20 protein-coding genes and 3 pseudogenes are annotated in these 21,948 nt (G+C 60.1%); 16 read left to right on the top strand and 7 right to left on the bottom strand.

Going from position 1 to position 21,948, the window contains the following annotated elements:
- From AWB81_RS32040 to AWB81_RS32055, 4 genes are all read right to left on the bottom strand, one after another.
- A partial coding sequence (locus AWB81_RS32040; protein ID WP_144444227.1) for an alpha/beta fold hydrolase occupies window positions 1-792 on the bottom strand: 792 nt, incomplete at its 3' end.
- Complete coding sequence (locus AWB81_RS32045; RefSeq protein WP_062641151.1) at window positions 785-2,020, bottom strand: pyridoxal phosphate-dependent aminotransferase; 1,236 nt, start codon at window positions 2,018-2,020, stop codon at window positions 785-787. The genes AWB81_RS32040 and AWB81_RS32045, both read right to left, overlap by 8 nt.
- Window positions 2,020-2,682 (bottom strand): RraA family protein, encoded by a 663-nt coding sequence (locus AWB81_RS32050; RefSeq protein ID WP_062641153.1) that lies wholly within the window; start codon window positions 2,680-2,682, stop codon window positions 2,020-2,022. The genes AWB81_RS32045 and AWB81_RS32050 overlap by 1 nt, the downstream gene beginning before the upstream one ends.
- On the bottom strand, window positions 2,679-3,344 hold the full coding sequence (locus AWB81_RS32055; protein WP_062641155.1) for an RraA family protein: 666 nt from the start codon (window positions 3,342-3,344) through the stop codon (window positions 2,679-2,681). The genes AWB81_RS32050 and AWB81_RS32055 overlap by 4 nt, the downstream gene beginning before the upstream one ends.
- Before the next feature lie 104 nt (window positions 3,345-3,448).
- Between AWB81_RS32055 and AWB81_RS32060 the strand changes: the two genes are divergently transcribed.
- The 8 genes and pseudogenes from AWB81_RS32060 to AWB81_RS32095 all read left to right on the top strand — a co-directional run bounded on the left by AWB81_RS32060 (window position 3,449) and on the right by AWB81_RS32095 (window position 11,337).
- Complete coding sequence (locus AWB81_RS32060) at window positions 3,449-4,396, top strand: LysR substrate-binding domain-containing protein (protein WP_062641157.1); 948 nt, start codon at window positions 3,449-3,451, stop codon at window positions 4,394-4,396.
- Window positions 4,397-4,536: 140 nt separating this feature from the next.
- Window positions 4,537-5,209, top strand: a pseudogene (locus AWB81_RS32065) (RraA family protein).
- 211 nt (window positions 5,210-5,420) lie between these two features.
- Entirely contained in the window at window positions 5,421-6,299 is an 879-nt protein-coding gene (locus AWB81_RS32070; RefSeq protein WP_235026008.1) for an amino acid ABC transporter substrate-binding protein, read from the top strand.
- Window positions 6,300-6,330: 31 nt separating this feature from the next.
- Window positions 6,331-7,086: an amino acid ABC transporter permease gene (locus tag AWB81_RS32075; protein WP_062641161.1), complete on the top strand. Its 756-nt coding sequence runs from the start codon at window positions 6,331-6,333 to the stop codon at window positions 7,084-7,086.
- Window positions 7,087-7,102: 16 nt separating this feature from the next.
- Window positions 7,103-7,774, top strand: coding sequence for an amino acid ABC transporter permease (locus tag AWB81_RS32080; protein WP_062641163.1), 672 nt, complete (start codon window positions 7,103-7,105; stop codon window positions 7,772-7,774).
- Window positions 7,775-7,801: 27 nt separating this feature from the next.
- Window positions 7,802-8,539, top strand: a complete 738-nt coding sequence (locus tag AWB81_RS32085; protein WP_062641180.1) for an amino acid ABC transporter ATP-binding protein — start codon at window positions 7,802-7,804, stop codon at window positions 8,537-8,539.
- 544 nt (window positions 8,540-9,083) lie between these two features.
- Entirely contained in the window at window positions 9,084-9,941 is an 858-nt protein-coding gene (locus AWB81_RS32090; protein WP_062641165.1) for a PA4780 family RIO1-like protein kinase, read from the top strand.
- Window positions 9,942-10,164: 223 nt separating this feature from the next.
- Window positions 10,165-11,337, top strand: a complete 1,173-nt coding sequence (locus AWB81_RS32095; protein WP_062641167.1) for a TIGR03118 family protein — start codon at window positions 10,165-10,167, stop codon at window positions 11,335-11,337.
- A gap of 419 nt (window positions 11,338-11,756) precedes the next feature.
- Here AWB81_RS32095 and AWB81_RS32100 read toward each other — a convergent pair whose 3' ends face one another.
- Together AWB81_RS32100 and AWB81_RS32105 are read right to left on the bottom strand one after the other, a co-directional pair.
- A complete protein-coding gene (locus AWB81_RS32100) occupies window positions 11,757-12,080 on the bottom strand; it encodes a type II toxin-antitoxin system RelE/ParE family toxin (RefSeq protein WP_235026009.1) in 324 nt (107 codons plus the stop codon).
- Between the two features lie 14 nt (window positions 12,081-12,094).
- Window positions 12,095-12,379 carry a type II toxin-antitoxin system Phd/YefM family antitoxin gene (locus AWB81_RS32105; RefSeq protein WP_062641169.1) on the bottom strand — a complete coding sequence of 95 codons (285 nt, stop codon included), beginning with the start codon at window positions 12,377-12,379 and terminating at the stop codon, window positions 12,095-12,097.
- Window positions 12,380-12,622: 243 nt separating this feature from the next.
- Here AWB81_RS32105 and AWB81_RS32115 point away from each other — a divergent pair.
- A pseudogene (locus AWB81_RS32115) lies at window positions 12,623-13,076 on the top strand (cytosine permease); the annotation flags it as partial.
- 471 nt (window positions 13,077-13,547) lie between these two features.
- Window positions 13,548-14,774, top strand: coding sequence for a porin (locus AWB81_RS32120; RefSeq protein ID WP_062641173.1), 1,227 nt, complete (start codon window positions 13,548-13,550; stop codon window positions 14,772-14,774).
- A gap of 29 nt (window positions 14,775-14,803) precedes the next feature.
- Here AWB81_RS32120 and AWB81_RS32125 read toward each other — a convergent pair whose 3' ends face one another.
- Window positions 14,804-15,505 (bottom strand): TetR/AcrR family transcriptional regulator, encoded by a 702-nt coding sequence (locus tag AWB81_RS32125; protein WP_087135331.1) that lies wholly within the window; start codon window positions 15,503-15,505, stop codon window positions 14,804-14,806.
- A gap of 286 nt (window positions 15,506-15,791) precedes the next feature.
- Here AWB81_RS32125 and AWB81_RS32130 point away from each other — a divergent pair, with 286 nt between their 5' ends.
- The 6 genes and pseudogenes from AWB81_RS32130 to AWB81_RS32155 all read left to right on the top strand — a co-directional run.
- The gene (locus AWB81_RS32130) at window positions 15,792-16,997 is read left to right on the top strand and encodes a hypothetical protein (RefSeq protein ID WP_062641184.1); all 1,206 of its coding nucleotides are present in this window, start codon (window positions 15,792-15,794) and stop codon (window positions 16,995-16,997) included.
- 15 nt (window positions 16,998-17,012) lie between these two features.
- Window positions 17,013-18,719, top strand: coding sequence for an AMP-binding protein (locus AWB81_RS32135; RefSeq protein ID WP_235026010.1), 1,707 nt, complete (start codon window positions 17,013-17,015; stop codon window positions 18,717-18,719).
- 4 nt (window positions 18,720-18,723) lie between these two features.
- Window positions 18,724-19,593 carry a VOC family protein gene (locus AWB81_RS32140; protein ID WP_062641175.1) on the top strand — a complete coding sequence of 290 codons (870 nt, stop codon included), beginning with the start codon at window positions 18,724-18,726 and terminating at the stop codon, window positions 19,591-19,593.
- Window positions 19,590-20,747 (top strand): FAD-dependent monooxygenase, encoded by a 1,158-nt coding sequence (locus tag AWB81_RS32145; protein ID WP_062641176.1) that lies wholly within the window; start codon window positions 19,590-19,592, stop codon window positions 20,745-20,747. Before AWB81_RS32140 ends, AWB81_RS32145 begins: the two co-directional genes overlap by 4 nt.
- On the top strand, window positions 20,744-21,217 hold the full coding sequence (locus tag AWB81_RS32150; protein ID WP_062641178.1) for an acyl-CoA thioesterase: 474 nt from the start codon (window positions 20,744-20,746) through the stop codon (window positions 21,215-21,217). The genes AWB81_RS32145 and AWB81_RS32150 overlap by 4 nt, the downstream gene beginning before the upstream one ends.
- A pseudogene (locus tag AWB81_RS32155) lies at window positions 21,214-21,852 on the top strand (maleate cis-trans isomerase family protein); the annotation flags it as partial. The gene AWB81_RS32150 and the pseudogene AWB81_RS32155, both read left to right, overlap by 4 nt.
- Window positions 21,853-21,948 lie beyond the last annotated feature (96 nt).

Genomic DNA, 21,948 nt, shown 5'->3' on the forward strand with positions numbered 1-21,948 from the left:
AGGAACCTTGCTCGCACCTCCTACAACTGCCTGAGTTCGAAAAGTACAAGGCCACCTGATGAACGCCCCGAGGCGTCCACGAACAAAACCCAATTTTGCAGGTCCGACCAAGTAGGAAAGCGATGCGTTCTGCTCTCCGTACATGAACATCCGCGGAAAGGGCAACGACAAAAACTTCGCCATCAGGTCGCCGTGGTCGGACAGTTCAACCATCGACGTGAAGATGCCGCGCACGGCATCGGCGCGCACGTTGTGCCGCAGATTCGACGCATACAGCGCGGCGGAGTAGTAAGGCGAATGCCAGTTCCGCTCGATGAAGTCATCGAAGAAAGACTGTGTGTCGGCTGACGGATAGTCGCCCGCTTGACGGCTCAGGAAGCAGTCTTCAGGCGCGACGTTACCTTCGATGTCAATGAAACTCGCGATGCGCTGCGGCGATTCATGCGCGAGCATCAAAGCGGTGAGGCCGCCCATCGAATGTCCGACGAGGTGAAACCGATCGACACCGAAATGGGCGAGCACAGCCTTCGCCGTGGCGACGAGGAAAGGGATCGAAACTTTCGACAGATTGGCGCAGCACGTGTCACCGCAACCGGGCGCGTCGTACGCAATCACCGGACGCCCGCCCAACGCCGGGTAATGTGCGATGTCCGCGTAGTCTTCCTTGGTCGATCCGAACCCGTGCAGAAAGACGATCGGCGGGCCTTCGCCGCGACGATGCATTGTGGCGACATCCAGCACGACGCCTTCGACATTCAGTGCAACCGATTCCTTTTTCAGCGGTTCATGCATCGACATTGTTCGGGTCCGAGAGTGAGCGGCAAAATCCCTGAATCGCGTGACAGGCTTCAACGAGCGTGTCGTCGTCGAGCGCGTAGGCTATGCGAATATACGGCGCAAGCCCGAATGCGCTGCCTTGAACGACCGCGACGCTGGCTTCATCGAGCAATGCGCGAGCCACGTCTTCGTCGGTCTTCAGCACTGTACCGGCGGCGGTGATCTTTCCGATGAGCCCCATGCACGATGCGAAGGCGTAGAAGGCACCGCCCGGAATCTCGCATTGCAATCCGGGCGCAGCGTTGAGTGCGTCTACCACGAGACTTCTCCGGTGTTCGAAGACTTCGCGCGTCTTGCCAATGAAATCCTGCGGCCCGCTCAGCGCGGCCAGCGCCGCGTGTTGAGAGATGGAGCTAGCCCCGGATGTTTGCTGTCCCTGCAGCTTCTCCATCGCATCGAGCAGCCAGCGCGGACCGGTTCCGTAGCCGATGCGCCAGCCGGTCATCGCGTAAGCCTTCGAGACGCCGTTCATCGTCAGCGTGCGGCAAGCGAGCCGAGGCTCGACCTGAGCGATCGTGAAGAACGCCGCGCCATCGAAGATCAGATGCTCGTAGATATCGTCCGACAGCACGAGAACATGCGGATGCGCTAGTAACACATCGGCCAATGCGGCAAGTTCGTCGCGCGTATAAACAGCGCCGGACGGATTCGAGGGCGAATTGAGGATGAGCCATCGCGTGCGCGGGCCGATCGCTTTACACAGCGCCTGCGGCGTCAGTTTGAATCGGCCCTCGATGCCGCACGGCACGACGACCGCTCGCGCGCCGCAAAGCGCGACCATTTCCGGATAACTCACCCAGTACGGCGCGGGAACGATGACTTCGTCGCCTTCGTCGAGCGTCGCGGCGAGCGCGTTGTAAATGACCTGCTTGCCGCCGCTGCACACGATGGTGTCCTGCCAGCCGACGTCCAGTCCGTTCTCGCGCTGAAATTTCTCGGCGACAGCTTCACGCAGGCTTCGCATGCCGGCGACTTGCGTGTAGCGCGTGTGGCCTGCGCGAATCGCTTCGATTGCGGCTTCTCGAATGTGCTCCGGCGTATCGAAGTCGGGTTCGCCCGCACTCAACGAGAAGACGCTTGCGCCGCTTGAGCGCCGGGCCGCGACGCGATCCATCATTCGATACGTCGCCGATGGCTGCGCACGCGCGAGATTCGCATTGAGCCGATGAGCCGATGTATCCATCACGACTTCCTCTGCAACGTGTGGTAGCCGAGGGCAGCGCGCGCATCGCCGAGCGTCATGCCATCCGCGATGTGCGTGCGAATCTGTGATTCGGTTTCTTCGATCTTGCGTGCGAACGCGGCGACCTCGCGGGCGCGATCGCGTGGCACGATGACAACGCCATTCGCATCCGCGACGACGATATCGCGTGCAGTCACGCGCGCGGTCCCGATCGAAACCGGCGCATTGACCGATTCCACTTGCACGCGATCTTTGCCCGTACGCATGAAGCGCCCACGGCTGAAGATCGGATAATTGTCGTCCAACGCCTTGGCCACGTCGCGGCAAACGCCGTCGATCACCGTCGCCGCAATTTTCCGCGCGCCTGCATACTGGGTCATGATGTCGCCCCATACGGTGCAATCCGTCCGGCCATCGTTGTCGATGACGATCACGTCGCCTTGAGCGACGTCATCGATGAAATCTCCGACGCTACCGGGCGGCGTGCTCGCGCTCACGTATCTGACGGTGAAGGCCGGACCGACGACGGTCTTCCGATAACCGTCCAGCGCGGCGATGCCGAGACACTGACCGGTCAAACCGAGCTTGTCCATCGCATCGGAGACGCCTGGCGTATCCAGTCCTTCAAAAAGGGCGGCGAGTTCCTTGTCTTCAGCGCTCATTTGACTTCCTTGACATAGATGGCTTCGAATTCCTTGTCGTGCATGACTTCGGCGACGGAGCGGCCCGCGCGAACGGCGTTCACCATGCCGTTCTGACGCTTTGCGATGCGCTCGCCGAGTTCGACGACTTCTTCGATGAGTGCCGCAGGCACAAACACCGTGCCGCAGCGATCCGCAATGACGCAGTCGTCTTCATTCACGACCACGCCCGCGAACGTCACAGGCTTGCCGGAGCTGATCTGGGCGACGCGGTTGCGAGCGCTGATCATCGTGATGCCGCGCCCGAACACCGGATAGCCGATCGACTCGCTGCCTTCGATATCGCGGCTGCATCCGTCGATCACAGACCCCCGAATCTTTTTCGCGGTCGCCGCGTTGGCGATAATGTCGCCCCAGCACGAAATACCTTCGAGCCCGCCCGCAATCACGAGCACGCGATCGTGCGTGCGAATTTCGTCGATCACGGGCGTGATCAGATGAACCGTTGGCGTCGCGTCGGTCTTCGGCCCGAGTTGAATCGTGCTCGCGCGCCCAACGATGCGCGGGCAATCCCAGAGCGGACGGATGCCGAACGTGGCGCCGGAGAGGCCGAGGAAATCGAGCGCATCGGAGACCGTGTTGGAGTCCAGCGAAGCGAGCCGGTCAAGCAGGGAATTCGTCATTGGTCGGGACAGGAACCGTTGCGGAGCTTGCAGTCTCGGCGTTAGAGTCGCATATGTAAATTCCGAAGGACGGAACCCATTCATACGCCGAAGCTATCAAAGCCATGATCAACTTTCGACTTGTCCGCCATTTGTGGTTGTTTCTCGCCGTCGCTGAAGAGGAACATTTCGGTCGCGCCGCGCAGCGGCTTGGCATGTCTCAGCCTCCGCTGACCGAACAGATTCAGGTGCTCGAACAGGCGCTGAAGGTCAAGCTGTTCGAGCGCGGACGGCACGGCGCCAAGCTGACGCAGGTCGGCGCGGCGATCTTGCCTGCCGTCCGGAAATTCGCCGAGCAACTCCAGCGCCTGGAGTTCGCGGTGCAGGAAGCGACGCAGGGAAATAGCGGCGTATTGACGATCGGCGCTATCGCGTCGGCGATGATCGACACGCTTCCGCCTTTCATCGAGCATCTGAAAACGCAGTTTCCTCAATTGACCGTGTCGGTCAAGGAGATCGACAGCGTGGAGGCGGTGCCGGCGCTCGAACGAGGCGACATCGATCTTGCCTTTGCGCGTCTGGAAGGCGAACTGGGGCCGTCGATTCAATCGCTGGCGCTCAAGCAGGATCGTCTTGCGGTGGCGTTGCCGAAAACACATCGCTTTGCGGAAATGCCGCGCGTGCGCCTTGCATCGCTTACCGACGAGGCGTTCGTCATGTTCTCGCGGCATTTCAGTCCGAACTACTACGACAGCATCATCGCAACGTGCCGAGGCGCGGGCTTTTCGCCACGCGTGTTGCACGAAGTGCGCTCGGTCTCGTCGCAGATTGCTTTTGTCGGATGTGGACAAGGCATCGCGCTCGTGCCCGATTCGCTGAAAAAGATGGCGGCCGGGAACGTCGTGTTTCGTCCCCTGAAGGAGTCAGTCACGGTCGTCACCACAGCGGTGGCGTGGTCTACCGAACGCGCCAATCCGATCGTCGATTCGGCTGTGGAAGCGTTATCGAGGAGCAGAATCATTCGGCCGACCAAGCCATTAGCCGCGCGCAAAGGGAAATCCGCTCAGGCGTAAGGCCGGAAACTTTCGATACGCCCGGCGGAACGATTCCTTCCGGTATCCGGAATTTACGGAACAAACAATATGATCGATATTGACTGCGCTCTCCCGCGCGGTCGCGGGAAGCTCGTCCGTCACTGAAGAGGAGCGTAACTGTGTCGAGTTCCGAGTTTGTCATTCATCCGCCGCCCGCGCTGGCGACTTCAGAAATCATCGAAGCGCTTCAGGGGGCCGTCACGCCCCATATCAGCGACAGCCTTCAGCGAGTGTCGGGCGTTGTCGGTTTAAGGCGATATCACCGCAGCCGGAAACTGGTCGGCACCGCGTTCACGGTAAAGACCCGCCCCGGCGACAATCTTCTGATCTACAAGGCGTTGACGGATATGTTGCCCGGTCACGTTTTGGTTGTCGATGGCGGCGCCGACACGACGAATGCTTTAGTCGGCGAACTCATCATGCTTTACGCGCGAAAGCGCGGTTGCGCAGGCTTCGTGCTCGACGCCGCCATCCGGGACAGCGCTGCCTTTTTCGAAGCCGATTTCCCATGCTACGCACGAGGATCGAGTCATCGTGGCCCGTACAAGGTCGGGCCGGGTGCGATCAACGTGCCAGTATCGGTTGGCGGACAAGTCATTTCACCGGGCGATTTGGTCGTCGGAGATGAAGATGGCGTCGTTTCGTTTCCCGCGACCGAGGCCAGAAGGATTCTCGATGCAGCCTCGAAGATCGCCGCAAACGAGGCGCGCATCCAAGGAAGAAATCGGCACAGGCACACGCGAGCAGAATTGGCTTCACCAGGTGCTTGTCGCGCACGGATTGAACGAATAGCAGTCCAGTATCCAATGTGAAGGAGAGCGGCGATGTCGATTGGCATCGCCGTTTTTTCATGCGCTATTCGATAGCCTCGGCATATTGAACCCTTCCTGAAATCGGAATAGACGTGGCTTTTTGCGCATCCGAGCATGGGTCCACGACGCGCATTGCGTGGACTCGAAAGAATCGGAAGAAGACGATGAGAATATGGACGGCAGCAGCCGCAATGGCTCTAGGCTGCGTTGAAAGCCAGATCGCCGCGGCGGAGGAATCGACGCTTGCGAAGATCAAGGCGTCCCAGTCGATCACCCTCGGCGTGCGTGACAGTTCGATTCCGCTGCCATACACGGGGGGCGACGGTCAGCCGATCGGATTTCAGATAGACATTTGCAAGCTGATCGTTTCCGCCATTCAAACGCAACTCGGCCTGCCGACGCTCGATGTTAAGTATCAGACCGTCAATTCGCAGAATCGTGTGGTGCTCGTGCAGAACGGGACGGTCGATCTCGAATGCGGTTCGACGACGAACAACCAGGCGCGTGCCCGCGATGTCGCGTTCTCCGTCACGACGTATATGGAGGAAGATCGTATGGCCGTGCGGGCGAATTCCGGCATTCGCAATCTACGCGACCTCTCCGGCAAAACGGTAGTGGCCACGACGGGAACGACGGCGATTCAACACTTGCGTCGGCATGAACGGGCCGCGGGTCTCAACTGGACCGACCTTTATGGCAAGGATCACGCCGACAGCTTCCTGATGCTCGAATCGGGGCGCGCCGATGCCTGGGTTCTCGATCAGGGCGTGCTGCGCGCGACCATCGCGAGTTCGCGCAACCCCGGCGCCTACACGGTCACTGGCGAGCCGTTCAACACGGAACCGATCGCCATCATGTTTCGCAAGGATGACGCCGACCTCAAGAAAGTCGTCGACGGCACGATCCGAAAGATGGATGCGAGCGGTGATATGAAGACCTTGTGGAGCAAATGGTTCCTGCAACCAATACCCCCACGCGGTATCCGCATGGGCATGGAACCGCCCGAAGCTCTGATGAAGCTATGGGCGCAGCCGAACGACCTGCCGATGGAAAGCTACGCGGCGCGGTAACAAACCACCTTCGACAGGCGGGAGATCGGACATGGCACTGGACTGGAGCGTGTTCTGCAAGGAAACGACAACAGGCGATTTGATCGCAAGCTGCTCCGGCAGCCGGGGCGATCAGACTTACCTGAACTGGATTCTGTCCGCGTGGAGCTGGACGTTGACGGTGTCGGCCGGCGCGTTAGTGGTCGCGTTGATCGTTGGTATCGCGGTGGGAACGATGCGAACCTTGCCGGACAGACCGTGGCTAGCATCGCTCGGTGCGGCGTGGGTCGAGTTGTTTCGCGATATTCCGTTGCTGGTTCAGATCTTTCTTTGGTACTTCGTCATTCCCGATGTCTTCCCGGTTTTGAAGAAGTGCTCGCCCGCGCTGCTCGTCATTGTCGCGATCGGGTTGTTCACCTCGGCGCGGATCGGGGAGCAGGTGCGCGCCGGCATTCGATCGTTATCGCTGGGACAGCGGAATGCGGCACTCGCACTCGGCCTGACGACGTCGCAAACGTATCGGCATGTGCTGCTGCCCATGGCCTTGCGCATCATCATTCCGCCGCTCACATCGGAGGCGATGAATGTCGTGAAGAACTCGTCTGCCGCGTTTGCCGTTTCCATCACTGAGTTGACCTTCTTCGCGCGACAGGCAGGAGAGGAAACCGCCGCGCCCATTCAGATGTATCTCGCGGCCACCGTGTTGTATGGATTGACGGCGTTCGGTGTGAACCGCCTGATGCATGTCATCGAGCGCAGGGCGCGTATTCCCGGCTTCGCATCGGCGGGCATGTCTGCGACGCATTGAGAAAGGAGTCGAATCCATGTTCGGCACGCTCGACCTCGAATTTTTCCACTGGGACGTCATCGCGCCCTTCGTCGTGAAAGGGCTGGGCTACAGCGTTTGGTTGACTATCGTCGCGACGCTCGGCGGCATCGGCTTCGGCACGGCACTGGCCCTCGTGCGGATGCTCGGCAAGCCGACACTCGAAAGGCTTGTCGCCATCTACGTGAACATCATGCGCTCCGTGCCGCTGGTCATGGTGCTGCTGTGGTTCTTCCTCATCATCCCTTTTGTGACGGGCAGCCCTGTGGGCGCAGAGATGTCCGCGATAGTGACGTTCGTCGCGTTTGAGGCGGCATACTTTTCCGAGATCGTCCGCGCGGGCATTCAGGCGATATCGCGGGGACAGTTTAATGCAGGCTTTGCGCTCGGCATGACATACGGGCAGAACATGCGATTTGTCGTGCTGCCGCAGGCGTTTCGCAACATGCTGCCAGTATTTCTGACACAAGTGGTCATTCTGTTTCAGGACACGTCGCTGGTTTATGCGATCGGTGCGTATGACCTGCTGAAGGGATTCGAAACCGCCGGAAAAAACGCCGGCCGGCCGGTCGAAGCGTACTTGCTTGCCGCCGTCGTCTACTTTCTCGTCTGCATGACGTTGTCCGCAACCGTGCGGCGCGTGCAGATGCGAGTCCAGATCATTCGTTGAAGGAGTTCCATGAGCCACATGAAGCCCATGATCGAAATGCGCGATGTTTCGAAGTGGTTTGGCGCCATTCAAGTGCTCGACGGCTGCTCTTTGTCGATTGCAAAGGGCGACGTCGTTGTTGTATGCGGGCCGTCAGGGTCGGGGAAATCGACGCTGATCAAAGCGATCAACGCACTCGAACCCATTCAGAAGGGCGATATTTCTATCGACGGCGTGCACGTCAATGCATCGGGCACGGACTTGCCGAGGCTGCGCAGCCGCGTCGGAATGGTGTTTCAGCACTTCGAGTTGTTCCCGCACCTGAGCGTCACCGACAACCTCACGCTCGCGCAAATGAAGGTGCTTGGACGCAGCCGCGACGAAGCCAGTGCGCGCGGCCTGAAGATGCTCGATCGAGTCGGGTTGATGCCGCACAAGGACAAGTATCCGGGCACATTGTCGGGCGGTCAGCAGCAGCGTGTCGCAATCGCACGTGCACTGTCGATGGATCCAATCGTCATGTTGTTCGATGAACCGACCTCCGCGCTCGATCCGGAAATGGTCGGCGAAGTGCTCGACGTAATGACCACGCTCGCGAAGGACGGCATGACGATGATATGCGTGACGCATGAGATGGGATTTGCGTCGCGCGTGGGAAGCCGCATCGTTTTCATGGATGTCGGCGGGCGCATTCTCGAGGATTGCACGCGGGATGAATTCTTTGGTAATCCGACGGCGCGGCAGGCGCGAACAAAGGATTTTCTCAGCAAGATCATTAAGCACTGAACGCGTCTGCAAACAAAAGGAATTGAGCCGCAAAAAGGTGGTCGATAGGGGGCATATCGAGGATGAGGAACGGCACGAGGTCCGTCAACGCAATGATGGCGAGCCTTCAGGGTGTGGCTGCGCACCGCGAGTGCCGGTATGCGTGTAGATGTGGGTCCGGGCAGCAAAATACTTTTCGTGGTTAGGCCTATCCTCGCGGGTATTTGGGTGTGCCGTCACGGCGATTCGTTGGCCCATTGGCGGTCGCACAGGCGTGACGCCGCGCCGGGAATGGCCATCAAGGACGCAACCGGCGTGCGCGCGAGCCGCCTGTCGGTGCCCCTCGAGTAATGCCCCTACGCCGCCAGTAGCGATCCTTTGCGTCGCCTCGTCCTCGCCCTCCCTTATAATCCGCCATGACTCCATCCGTCTCCCACGCAAAAAGCCTACGATCGGCAGCACCGGCCGCTCGATTCATCGGTTTGTTGATCGCGCACGCCCCAGCGGGCCATTCACCACCCACGCATGTGGAATCCAACTCTCACGAGCTGCAACTGGCGGTCGTATGAAAATCCCCAAACGGCTTGCACCGCTTATCGAAGAAGGACTCATCGACGAAGTTATCGGCCAGTTGATGAGCGGCAAGGAGGCGACAGTCTACGTCGTGCGCAGCGGTGAATCGATGCGTTGCGCAAAGGTCTACAAGGACGCGAAGCAGCGCAGTTTTCGGCAAGCCGCGTCGTATCGGGACGGCCGCAAGGTCAAGAACAGCCGGCAGGCGCGTGCAATGGAAAAAGGTACGCGCTACGGCCGTCAGATGCAGGAAGCGTCATGGCAGAACGCCGAAGTCGACGCGCTGTTCCGGCTCGCCGGCGCAGGTGTGCGCGTGCCGCAGCCCTATATCTGTACCGATGGCGTGTTGCTGATGGAGTTGGTGATCGACGAGGCGGGTGACGTCGCGCCACGGCTCAACGACGTCGATCTTAGCGAAGCCCGCGCACTCGAACTGCACGCGCTGCTGCTGAACCAGGTTGTCCGCATGCTCTGCGCAGGGGTGATTCACGGCGACCTGTCGGAATACAACATCCTGCTGGCAGCGGATGGGCCGGTGATCATTGATCTGCCACAGGCCGTCGACGCAGCCGGCAACAACGAAGCCGCCGCGATGCTCAAGCGTGACGTCGACAACCTGGCCGCGTACTTCGGACGGTTCGCACCGCAAATACTCACCGCAAGTTATGGCGCGGAGATCTGGACGCTCTTCGAAGCAGGACGGCTGCATGTCGATGCCGAATTGACCGGCCGCATCGAAGTCGAGACGCGACCTGTAGATCTCGATGGCGTGTTGCAGGAACTCGAAGAGACACGTTTTGAGGAAGACGCGCGAGTGCGGCGACAGCAGGAACTGAGTGCAGGCCGGTAACCGTGCTCGAAATTTCGCGTCGATAGCCCGGGTGGACGTCTTCGAGTAAGCGTCGCCGCCTTCTATAACCACAATGGAATATTCCGTCGTCTCGGACGTTGCCTGCGCACTGTTTTCGCAGGAAACGGATGAACATCGACGAGCGAGATAGCCCTCGCCGCAGGAATAAACCCCGCCGCCTTTTCGTTCTCTTGTTATGCCTTTTAGAACAAGGAGTGCGGTCATGAAGTCGCTACTCGAGGTGCTCGGCTTCGTAGCGTGCGGCGCGGCTCTCGCGACGCTCGTGTCTTGCGGCGGAGGTGGTGGTTCCAGTTCGAACAGTTCAGGTACGTCTTCGCCGTCGTCGTTCACGGCGACGGCGCTTGTCTCTGATGGTGCGGTCTCCGCGCCACACGCCGACCCGAATCTGAAGAACGGATGGGGCGTCGCCTTCAATCCGAAAGGATTCGTCTGGGTCGCGGACAACGGCACCAATGTCGCCACGCTCTATGACGGCAACGGCACTCCGCAATCGCTGGTAGTCACGATCCCCGACGGCACGAACGGCGAGGCGGCGCCAACGGGCATCGTGTTCAACGGCACGCAAAGCTTCACCGTGACGCAAAACGGAAAATCCGGCGTCGCCGCGTTCATCTTCGCGGGCGAAGGCGGCACCATCACCGCATGGGCGCCCGCTGTCGGGCCAACCAATGCATTCACGATGTACGACGACCGCACGGGCGGCGCCGTCTACAAAGGGCTCGCGCTTGCGGCCAGCAACGGCAACAATTTTCTCTATGCCACCGACTTCCATAACAACAAGATCGACGTCTTCGATACCAACTTCACCAAGGTCACGATGCCAGGCGGCTTCAAGGACCCGGCCATTCCCGCCGGATTCGCGCCCTTCGGCATCCAGCAGGTCGGCACGAACCTTTTCGTCACCTACGCACAGCAGGATGCGGCGAAGCATGACGATGTCGCGGGCACGGGGCTAGGCATGGTCGACGTGTTCGATACGGCGGGTAATCTCAAGCAGCACTTCGCGACGGGCGCGCCGTTGAACGCGCCGTGGGGTATTGCGCAGGCGCCGAGCAATTTCGGCGCGTTCAGTGGGGCGATTCTGATCGGCAATTTCGGCGACGGGACGATCAACGCATTCGATGCATCGAGTGGCCGGTCGATGGGCACGCTCAATTCGCCGAACGGCAGCGCGATCATCGAGCACGGCTTGTGGGGCATCGCATTCGGCAACGATCTCAACAACCAGCCCTCCAATACGCTCTTCTTCGCCGCGGGTCCCAACGACGAAGCAGACGGAGTCTATGGAAGAATCGATCTGAATACGACGTCGAACTCGAGTAGCGGATCGGGTACCGGCACAAGCTCGAGCGGCGGTTCGAGCGTCGGCATGTAGGCCAAGGTGCCGGTGCATGGTTCGCCGGGTCATGCCGAGCTGGCGCGAGACGGTGTCGTTCGAACTGCGCCCGGACGGCAGTATAAGCAACACCAGCTTGCGCCCTTTGTCCACCAGAGGGACATCGGCTGCGGTTTCGACGCTGCCAACGTATTACCGCACATATCGGCTCGTCACCGTGTCGGCCGAAGGAAGTGGCAGGTCGAGGTCGCGCACGTCACACAAGATGCCCGAGAACTGGGCGCCTTGGAGTAGCCGGGCAGGAGCTAAGGGCGGCGCGTCGCAAAACGACGCGCGTACCGAGTTGCTTTGCTATCTTAGTTGCGGCTTAGCCATTGCTGATTTCATCAAGAGCAGCTTTTTATTGACATGCAGTCCGGCTCTTTACCCTCGCCCGACCACCAGTCACCCTGCGGGACTCACATCAGCCGGAGCACGATTCTCTGAAGAAGGCCCTGCAGATCGCGTCGCGTATCGACGACGAGGTGAATGTACAGGGTGTCGTCGCGCACCTGATAGATAATCCGGTTCTTGCCGGATAAGACCTGCCGAAAATTGTCGTCACCGAAGCCCTCGAGTTCGGCGGGCACATGGCCGCTCTCGGGAAACTGGCGAACGTGCGTGATGGTCTCTTGCAGGTGCGCCGACGTCTGACGCCATGTGTCCCACCCAAACGTGCGGACGATATAGCTTCTCACTTCATCGATACCGATTCGGGCGGTCGGCAAGATGCGGTACTTCAAAAGCGACGCCTGCATTAGCGGAGTTTTTCTTGACGGTCGAGTTCGTCGAGTTCCGCAAAAAATTCGTCGCCGTCGACGTGGTCTTCTCGTTCAATCTGCTTTTGACCGATGGCCAGGATTTTCAGAAGAGCGATCGTCTGTTGCGCCGCTTCGTAGGTTCGCACGTCCTGAACGACAAGTTTCGCCTCGCCGTTTTGCGTGATGATGAGCGGTTCGCCGGAGTCGGTCAGGTCTTTAACGATTTGTGCCGCTTCGCTCTTGAGATAGCTGATTGGCTTCACACGGTCAGCGATATGCATTGGGCGTACTCCGTTTGCAGGGAACAAGACCGAATATAGACTATTTTCGGTCCGAAAACAAATGCGCTTGCGTTGCCATCGGGAAATTCCACGGCACGATCAGCGCGGCCACGCCAACCGCTTCGTAACGGCGCTCGCCCGTCACGGTGTTGTCGGGCGATGCGATGCAAGCGTGTCGGTGGCGAAAAGCGAAACGTCCGCGCACAGGTCCGCGTAGTAATTGAACGTGGCGTCGGCGTCGGCGTCGGCGTTGGCGTCGGCTTCGAGCTGAGGCTTGCGTTCAACCTCGTGGAAAGGGTGGCGACGTTCTCGACGTTCATTTGCACCTTCAGCTGCCCGTGGATGGCGATCATGGTAATCGGCTTCGTGCAGCGCGGCGGCCGTTACTGGTTCACCCATGGCTGGAACTGGCGCGCAATGGGCGCCTGGATACCGACGGCGTTCATCGGCCTCGCGTTCGTAAATCTGCCAGGACAGTTCATCGGGCCGCTGCGATCTCAGTGTGCCGGTGTCGTTCGCCGTGGGCGGTGTGCTGTATCTGACGACGCTGTGTTTCTTTCCCGAACCCGATGCCGTTTATGGTCCGCAAGGACGCCGTCTCGTGCGCGCGTCGCGCAAGCGTGCCCGCGCCACTGCGCCTGTGCCCATGACGTCGCGCGTGCACGACCTCGCGGGTAACCGCGAACAGACTGAGTAACGCCGCGCGCTTCAAACGGAGAGCGCGGGGCACGCGATGCGAGGGTCCAGTAGTCTGCCAGGCGACGTCCGCGCCAGAAACGACCGCCTGCTACACCGTCATTTCCGCAATCCGTAAAGGCGCGCGTTCGAGGACGCGCTAAACGAAAGCCTTGTAGGTCACGAAAAAGCGGTCCGGACTTTCGGGCATGAACGAATGAGTGTTCGGCACAGCGCTCCTGGCCGATGCGAGAGCCTGCATCCTCTCCAATCCGACGGATCGATCAATTCGCCGTGCGGACCTCGCCGCACTTCCATGTACGGGTTTCCCCGGTCCATGTCGATATTGACACCCCTAGTAATTATGCTAAATTCCGCACATTAATTGACTCTATATCAATTAATGTGGTGGCGAGATGATCCCACGGTCGGCGCGCCCGCGCAAACTCGATACTCGCATATACGTAGGGCTACGAAAAAAAAGGAGACTTGGATGAAAAGCCGCTTTCTGGTTGCGGGGTTCGCGATGTTTTGCCTTGGCGCGCATGCACAAAGCAACGTCACGCTGTACGGGGTGGTGGACTTGGGCCTTACGTATACCAATAGCGCACAAACGGGAAAGGCCGGGACAAAACCCATCGGTGCCAGTCAGGTCGCCCTGACGGACGCGCATGCAACCGGCTTGAGCGGAAGCCGATGGGGCCTGCGCGGCAACGAGGATCTCGGCGCAGGCACGAAGGCCATCTTCGTGCTCGAGAACGGCTTCAACGCAAACACCGGAACCCTCGCGCAGGGCGGAGCGGAATTCGGTCGACAGAGCTATGTCGGGATCTCGTCTGTCAACATCGGCACGGTTACCGTCGGGCGCCAGTACGATCCGTACATCGATTTCGTCCAGCCGTTGTCGGCTTCCGGCACCTTCGCCGGTTACATGGGCTCACATCCGAACGATCTCGATAATCTGACCAATACCAATCGCATCAACAACTCGATCAAGTTCACGACGCTCAAGTACGGTGGCTTCAGTGCGGGAGGGCTTTACAGTCTGGGGGGTGTCGCCGGAAATGCGACCCAGAACCAGATCTGGTCTCTCGGGGCCGGCTACTCCGGAGCGGGGCTATCAATCGGTGCAGGCTACCTGAATGCAAGGGACCCGAACGTGTCGTTCTACGGAAACACTCCCAATAAGGGCGTAGCAACGGCGAACAATCTTGGCTCGTTCGGCTCAGCGACGACTGCGGAATCCAATCCCGTTTTCGCCGGGTACGCATCGGCGAAAACGACGCAAATCGTCGGCGCTGCGATCAATTACACGCTGGAGCGCACGACCTTCGGCCTGCTCGTGACGAACACCCGGTTCGAAGACCTCGGTACGACAGTCGCACCGAATCCGCGAGGCTATTCGGGCGACGCAAGCTTTACGAGTGCGGAGGTGAGCGTCAGATCGCAACTGACGCCGGCCTTGCTGCTAGGCGCCGCGTTTGACTATACAAAGCGCAACTCGGTCAACGGGGATGGCGGTGCGAAATACCTGCAGCTCGATCTTGGCGCGATCTACAGCTTATCAAAGAGAACCGATCTATATGCGCTGACTGTCATGCAACGCGCATCGGGCGTCGATTCGCTTGGCCAGCCCGCGGTGGCGAGTATCAGCGGCTTTACCCCGTCGGCGACCGACAAGCAGGTCGGAGCGCGCATCGGAATCCGGCACAAGTTCTGACTTCTTCCGACCGAGGCTCCGACCCCGCCTCACTTCACTTGCTTTTTGCTCGGGCGCGTGGGTTTCGCCAACGATCCATCCACCGTCGCCCATTGCGCGAAGCCGTCCAGCAACAGCCGCAATCCCTCGTTGAATGCCTTGCTGGAGTCAAGCGAGGCAAATGCCGGGCCGACCGTGGTAGCTGATGGAAATCGATCGTGCGAGACGCTCGCAAACTTATCGAGAATGAAACGCTTGTGCTCGGCTGGCGCCTGCCGGCCGACCGCGGCGATGCTGTTGGCGAGGAGGAACTGCGCAAGCAGGTGATAGGCAAGCGCTGCGGCCTCCGCGCGAAATCCGCCTTGCAGGAATGTCGAGACCATGTGATCGAAGAGCACCATGCCGTAGTCGGTTTCGCCGGCGGCCACTTCCTGGAACAGCCGGAACCGGTTATGTGAGGCCACATAGAGGCTGATCCCCGGCCACTCCGTCGCGAGCGAGAAGCTCACTCGGGCGATGCCCTCGACGTCGTGTCGCCAATCCCCCGTCAATGGAGCGAGCCTCTCGACGCGCTCGCGATAGTACTTGTTGAGCACGCCCGAGATGAGGTCGTCCCGGCTGCCGAGATAGTAGTGGATCAAGCCCGGCGCAACGCCGAATTCCTTCGCGAGCTGCACCATCGAGATCTGGTCCAGCGACATCCGCTTGGCCATCTCCGCAGCACGGTCGATCAGCACATTGCGCGAGAGCATCGGCTCGGCGCCGATCGGCGATTCGACTCGAGGCGGCCGTCCGCGTCGGCGCGGAGCCGGCTCGGGTTGCGGGGCAGGTTTTGTCTTTCTTTCCATACTGTTCAGAGCGGGTTTACCCACGAGATCCGGTGTTCCGTGAGCTTACACGTTATATTTAATTGACACTATCTCAAATAACGCCTAATCTAATTGATAGGGGTATCATTTAAAGGAGACGATAGTGGAACAGAAGGTGCAGCCTCAGATCACGGCTGGTTTGCGCGGTGCCCACTGGGACCCGGCGCTGATGCGCCGACCGTACAAGGTAGTGCCGTATGCGCTTCAGACCGCCGACGGTCAAAACACGCTCGGTTTTCTCTTCACGACAACAGGTGCGGAAAAGTGCGTGGTGTCGATCATGCATCCACGCGAGATGTCGGTAACGCACTATCTCGTGCCGACGATTCTCGATGCGGGATGTGCATGCTGGGTACAAGGGCCCCGCTCGGTTGGCAATGACCTGCGGCTCGAGCACGAGATCGCGCTCTTCGATGTTGCGGCGGGGATGTCCCACCTCCGCCAGGCGGGCTACGAGTCGGTCGTCATGCTGGGCAACTCGGGCGGTGCCGCGCTATATGCGTTTTATCACCAGCAGGCGACACTGCCTCCCGAACAGCGGATCACAAACACGCCCGGTGGCCGATCCACGGCGCTCGGCGAGCTCGAGATGCCGCGTGCGGACGGATTCGTGTTCGTCTCGCCTCATCCGGGTCAAGGCGCGCTGCTGATGAGCGGGATCGATCCAAGCGTCATCGACGAGAGCGACCCGATGTCGGTCGATGCGTCCCTGGACCCGTTCTCGGAACTCAATGGATACGATCCCGTGACGCGTCAGGCCCGATATGCGCCACAGTTCGTCGCCCGCTATCGCGCGGCGCAGCGTCAGCGCGTGGAGCGTATCGATCGGCTCGCCCGATCGTTGATCGAACGTAAGCAGGCAGCGCGCAAGCGTATCAGGCATGGCGCCGCGACGCTGGAAGACCGCCGACTCGCTGCTTATGCGCCGATTTTTCAGGTGTGGCGCACGGATGCGGACTTGCGCTCGTGGGACATCAGAATCGATCCTTCCGATCGAAAGACCGGCTCGCTCTGGGGCACCGATCCTTTTACATCGAACTGGGGCAGCGTCGCGTTCGGCCGGACGGTCACGCCGGAATCATGGCTCTCGACGTGGTCAGGCATTTCGTCCAATGCGTCGTTCGAGAAATGCGCACCCTCCATCGATCCTCCCGTCCTTCTGATCGAATATACGGGAGACCAGTGCACATTTCCCGCGGACATCGACGCCATATATGCATCGCTCGGCAGCGAGGACAAGGTCCGCGTGCAAGTGAAAGGCGACCATCACGGCATGACGCTCGCTCCCGGCGAAGAATCAGGACGAGAGATCGCCGCGCGACACATCAAGGCCTGGCTGCACAAGCAGTTCGCCACCGCCAAGAACACAGCGTAAAACGTGGAGGAAAGCATGGAGACAATCATGGAGCGGCAAGACTATCGCCCGCGCGTGAGGCTGGAAGGGGTGCGTTATCCAGACCGCACCGCGCTTGAACGATACGTGACCAGCGGAGTGCTGCCCGAACACACGCTGGCAGGCGCGCTGCGTGAATCATTCGAACGCAACGCGCAGCGCAAGGCGCTGCTGAGCCCCGAAGGCGACGTGACGTATCGTCGCCTCGACGAATTGACCGATCGCTTCGGTGCGGCGTTGCTCAAGCTCGGCGTGCGTCCGCTTGATCGCGTGGTCATGCAGTGCGGCAACTGCAATGAACTGATGATCGCATTTTTGGGCTGCCTGAAGGCAGGGCTCATCCCCATTTGCGCGTTGCAGGCATTTCGACGCCATGAGATTTCGTATCTCGCCAACCTTGCCGAGGCAAGCGTCCACATCGTGCAGGGTGACGATCCCAGGTTCGACGACGTGAGCTTCGCTGAAGAAATGCAATCGGTCGTGCCGACATTTTCGATCGTCGTGCAGGCGCGCGGCGAACAACGGGGCGTGGGCCGCACGCTAGCTTCGCTAATCGAGGGCGTGTCGTGGGAAGACGCGCGCGAAACGCTCGGCCAGATCGTGCACGACCCGTATCAAGCGGCGGTGTTCCAGCTTTCTGGCGGAACGACGGGCGTACCGAAGATCATCCCTCGTTTTCAGAACGAATACCTTCTGAACATGCAACTCGTTCGCGAGTGGAATCGATACACCCAGGATGACGTGCTGTTCATGCCGACTCCACTGATGCACAACATGAACATGGCGTGCTTCTTCGGGCCCATGTTGCTTGCCGGCGGCGCGGTGATCGTGTGTCCGAACATCGCGGAGAGCACCTTGCAGCAGGCGATCCGCGACTATAAGCCGACCTGGTTCGGACTCGCAGGACCAATCTATTCGCGCGTGGCCGACGAACTGGCGGCCGCGAGCCCTGACGTGAAGCGCAAGCGCAGGCTGATCGGGCCGAAGAACGCGCCGGGATTGACGAGGGTATGGGGTTCGCCTTGCTATCACATCTTCGGCATGACCGAGGGCGTGATCATGTTTGCTCGCGAGGGCGACCCGCAATACGTGCTCGATGAATCGGTCGGACGGCCGGTTTGCGAGTGGGACGAAGTGAAAGTCGTCCTGCCGGGCACCGAAGAAGAACTGCCCGATGGCGAAGTCGGCGAGGCGCTCTTTCGCGGACCGTACACGATCCGCGGCTATTACAAATCAGAAGAGAAGGACGTGCACCGATTCACGGCGGACGGCTTCTATCGCTCGGGCGATCTGATGAAGGCCGAACTTATCGACGGCAAACGCTACTTCTTCTTCCGTGGCCGCACCAAGGACGTCGTCGATCGCGGCGGCGAGAAGATCAATGCCGAAGAACTCGAAAACCTCATCAACCGGCATCCGGACATCCTGGCCTCCGCCGTTGTCGGCATGCCCGATCCGGTTTATGGCGAGCGCGTCTGTGCGTTCGTAGTGATGCGAGAGCCCGGTGGGTCAATCGCACTGCCGACGCTCACGGCGTTCCTGGAACAGGAAGGTGTCGCGAAGTTCAAGTGGCCGGAGCGCATCGAGATCGTGTCCGAATTTCCGGTGACCGCATCCGGAAAGCTCAGCAAGGTGCTGCTAAGAAACGGGCTCCTTGAACGGCTTCAGGGCGAGAAGTCGGCCAGCAACGTTTCCAACGGATGATGTCATGACGCAAACTTCCTTTAGTCAACTCGCAAAACCCGTTCTGCGCGGTGTTCACCATACGGCTCGTCCTACGTGGAAGCTGGAAGAGACGGTCCATTTCTATCGGGATCTGCTTGGCTTGCCGCTGCTGCATGCCATCTCGGCACGGGGCTGGGGACCCGCGGATCACGCCGACTTCCTGCACTTCTTCTTCGATAGTGGCAACGGGAGCACGATCGCTTTCTTCTACTACATCGGCACCGAGCGGCCCGCGCACCTCGAACCGAGCGATCATTACCAGTCCCGCGCGACTCACACCGCATGGCTCGTGAGCGACGAAGTGGAATTGAAAGCGTGGCGCGACCGGGTCGAAGCGGTCGGAATTCCGTTGCGATATCAGGTGCGTCACGAGGTCATCGAGTCGATTTATTTCAACGATCCAAACGGTTACCCGATCGAAATCACATACCAGACACGGCCGTTCGATCGTGCCGACGCCGGTGATGCAACCCGCACGATTGACGCCGCAATCGATCGCGAGCGCGCCGCAGTGAGGGGCGAGGGGTTCGGGTCGATCGATGCGGTATGGCAACGCAAGGGCGACGGACTCGATTCGCAGAACGCCAGCGACAACATCGCGTCCATCTTCGTGCTCGATGTGCCGGAGTTCCGTTCACTCGTGGACGTGGCGACCCGTGACGCGCGATATCGCACCGAAGTCGTCGAAGGAAACTACATTCGCATCGATGGCAATCCTTCGCTGCATTTCTCACGCAAGGAGCTTGGCTTCAAGCCAGCCGTCTGGTACGGCGCGCTGACGGGCGGGCTGCGCGGGCGCATCGAACGGTTCGATGCGGACATGCTGGTCATCGAACCGACGGAGCAGGCATGAAGATCGACATCGTAGGCGGTGGCCCGGCGGGCCTGTTCCTCGCCATTCTCGTCGCCCGCAAGGTGCCTTACGCACAGTTGCGCATCTATGAGCAAAACCCGCGCGATGCGACGTTCGGTTTTGGTGTCGTGCTCGCGGATGCGGGCCTTGCCAAACTCAACGATGCCGCGCCCGATGTCTGCGCCGATCTCGTGGCGGCGATGACGTTCAAAGCGTGCCAGACGATCGTCTTGAACGAGACTGCGATCTCCGTGCAGCGTCCGGGGCAGGGCGGCGGAGCGATTCCGCGCATCGCGTTACTGTCCGTATTGCAACGATACGTGGACGAGCTCGGAATCGAGATCGAGTACTGCTCGCGGATCGCCGATATCGATTCACTCGACGGCGATCTGATCGTCGGGGCCGACGGCGTCAATTCGCGCGTGCGAAGCGAGGCGGAGGAAAGCTTCGGCACCTCTCGCTATTCGCTCACGAATCATTTCGCATGGTATGGCGTGGGCGGCGCTTTTGATTGTCCCGCACTGGTGTTCCGCAAGCACGCAGGCGGTTACTTCGTCGCTCACTATTACCCGTACTCGGATTCGATGAGCACCTTCGTGGCCGAGTGCGATCACGAAACGTGGATCGATCTCGGCATGGAAGCGATGACAGACGACGAGCGAAAAAGGCTATTCGAAGCGGTGTTCGCGCCCGAACTGGCTGGCGATCCGCTCATCTCCAACAGTTCGAACTGGCGGCAGTTTCCGGTGATCCGCAACGCGAACTGGCACGCAGGCAATCGCGTGCTGATCGGAGATGCGCTTGCGAGCGCGCATTTCTCGATAGGCTCTGGCACGCGCATCGCGATGGAAGACGCGATCGCGCTGGCCGATGCGATCGGGCTGCATCCCGAAGACGTCGGGGCGGCGCTGGCCGCTTATGTCGATCTGCGCGCCCCGCGCAAGAGCCAGTTGATCGAAGCCTCCAGGGCTTCGTTCGAATGGTATGAGCGAATTCGCGAGTGGATGGACCGCTATTCGCCACACGAGTTCATCTATCACTTCATGACTCGCACGGGACGCGTGGACGGAGCACGCCTGCGCGATCAGTATCCGCAATTGTTCAGTGAACTGGAGGAAGCGGGCGTCGCGCTGGAAGAGGAGCGGCTGCCATGATCCACAGCACCGAGTACGTGGTGAGCGACGATCCATTCGTGATCAGGCGAACCGTCCGATGGAGCGATTGCGATCCCGCCGGCGTGGTGTACACAGGGAAGTTTCCGGAGTATCTGCTTTCTGCTGTCGCTCTTTTTAGTGATCTCATCGCGGGCCGTAATGGCAAGTCGCTCGGACAGACGCACGGGGTCGGGACGCCGTGCCGCGGTATGACATTCGATTTCATCAAGACCCTCTGGCCGGGCGATGTGATCGATATCGAATGCTGGATCGGCGAGATCCGCACGCGCTCGTATGACATCCATTGTCACGCGCGAACGCCCTCTGGCGAATCTGTTTTCGATGCACGCTTTTCGCCGATCTGTGTGCGCATCGATGCGCGCGTCGCCACCGATATTCCTGCATCGCTTCGCGCAGCCCTGTTGCGATACGCGCGGAACATACCCGAACTGAAGGAAGCACAGACATGAACTACCGCATTGGGCAGATCGTCCCCAGCTCGAACGTAACGATGGAGAGGGAAATACCGGCGATGTTCCGCGCACGCATGGACGCATGCGCCGCCGACACGTTCACGTTTCATTCGAGCCGCGTCCGCATGCATCGCGTTGTGCCGGAAGAACTCGAGCGGATGAATCGCGATATGGGTCGCTGCGCGGTCGAACTGGCGGATGCGCGCGTCGACGTATTGAGTACCGCATGCCTGGTCGCAATCATGTGCATGGGACCGGGATACCACCGCCGTGCGGCCCAGAGTCTTCGCGACGCGCTCGGCGATGCGCCTTTCGCGCCGCAGGTGATGACATCGGCGGGCGCCCTCGTCGAGGAGTTGAAGGCGTTCGGCGCGAAGAAGATCTCATTGATGGCCCCTTACTCCGATGCGTTGACGAAACGGGTGATCGATTACATCGAAACTGAAGACATCGAGGTTCAGGACGCGCTGAATTTCTCGATTGAGGACAACCTGGAAGTCGGTGAGCGCGATCCGCTCCAGCTGCTTGAAGACGTGAGACGGCTGAACGTCAAGGGAGTCGATACGGTGGTGCTGTCCGCATGTGTGCAGATGCCGTCGTTAGCGGCCGTTCAGGTAGCGCAGGAGAGGCTCTGAACCGCCTCCGATTTTGCTGGACACGAATTTGGGGTAAAAGTGTGTCTGGAAACGGAGTTGAACATGCTGAAGAAGTCGAATGTCACTGAGGTT

It is taken from the genome of Caballeronia arationis (assembly GCF_001544975.2).
In the GTDB taxonomy this organism is placed as follows: domain Bacteria; phylum Pseudomonadota; class Gammaproteobacteria; order Burkholderiales; family Burkholderiaceae; genus Caballeronia; species Caballeronia arationis.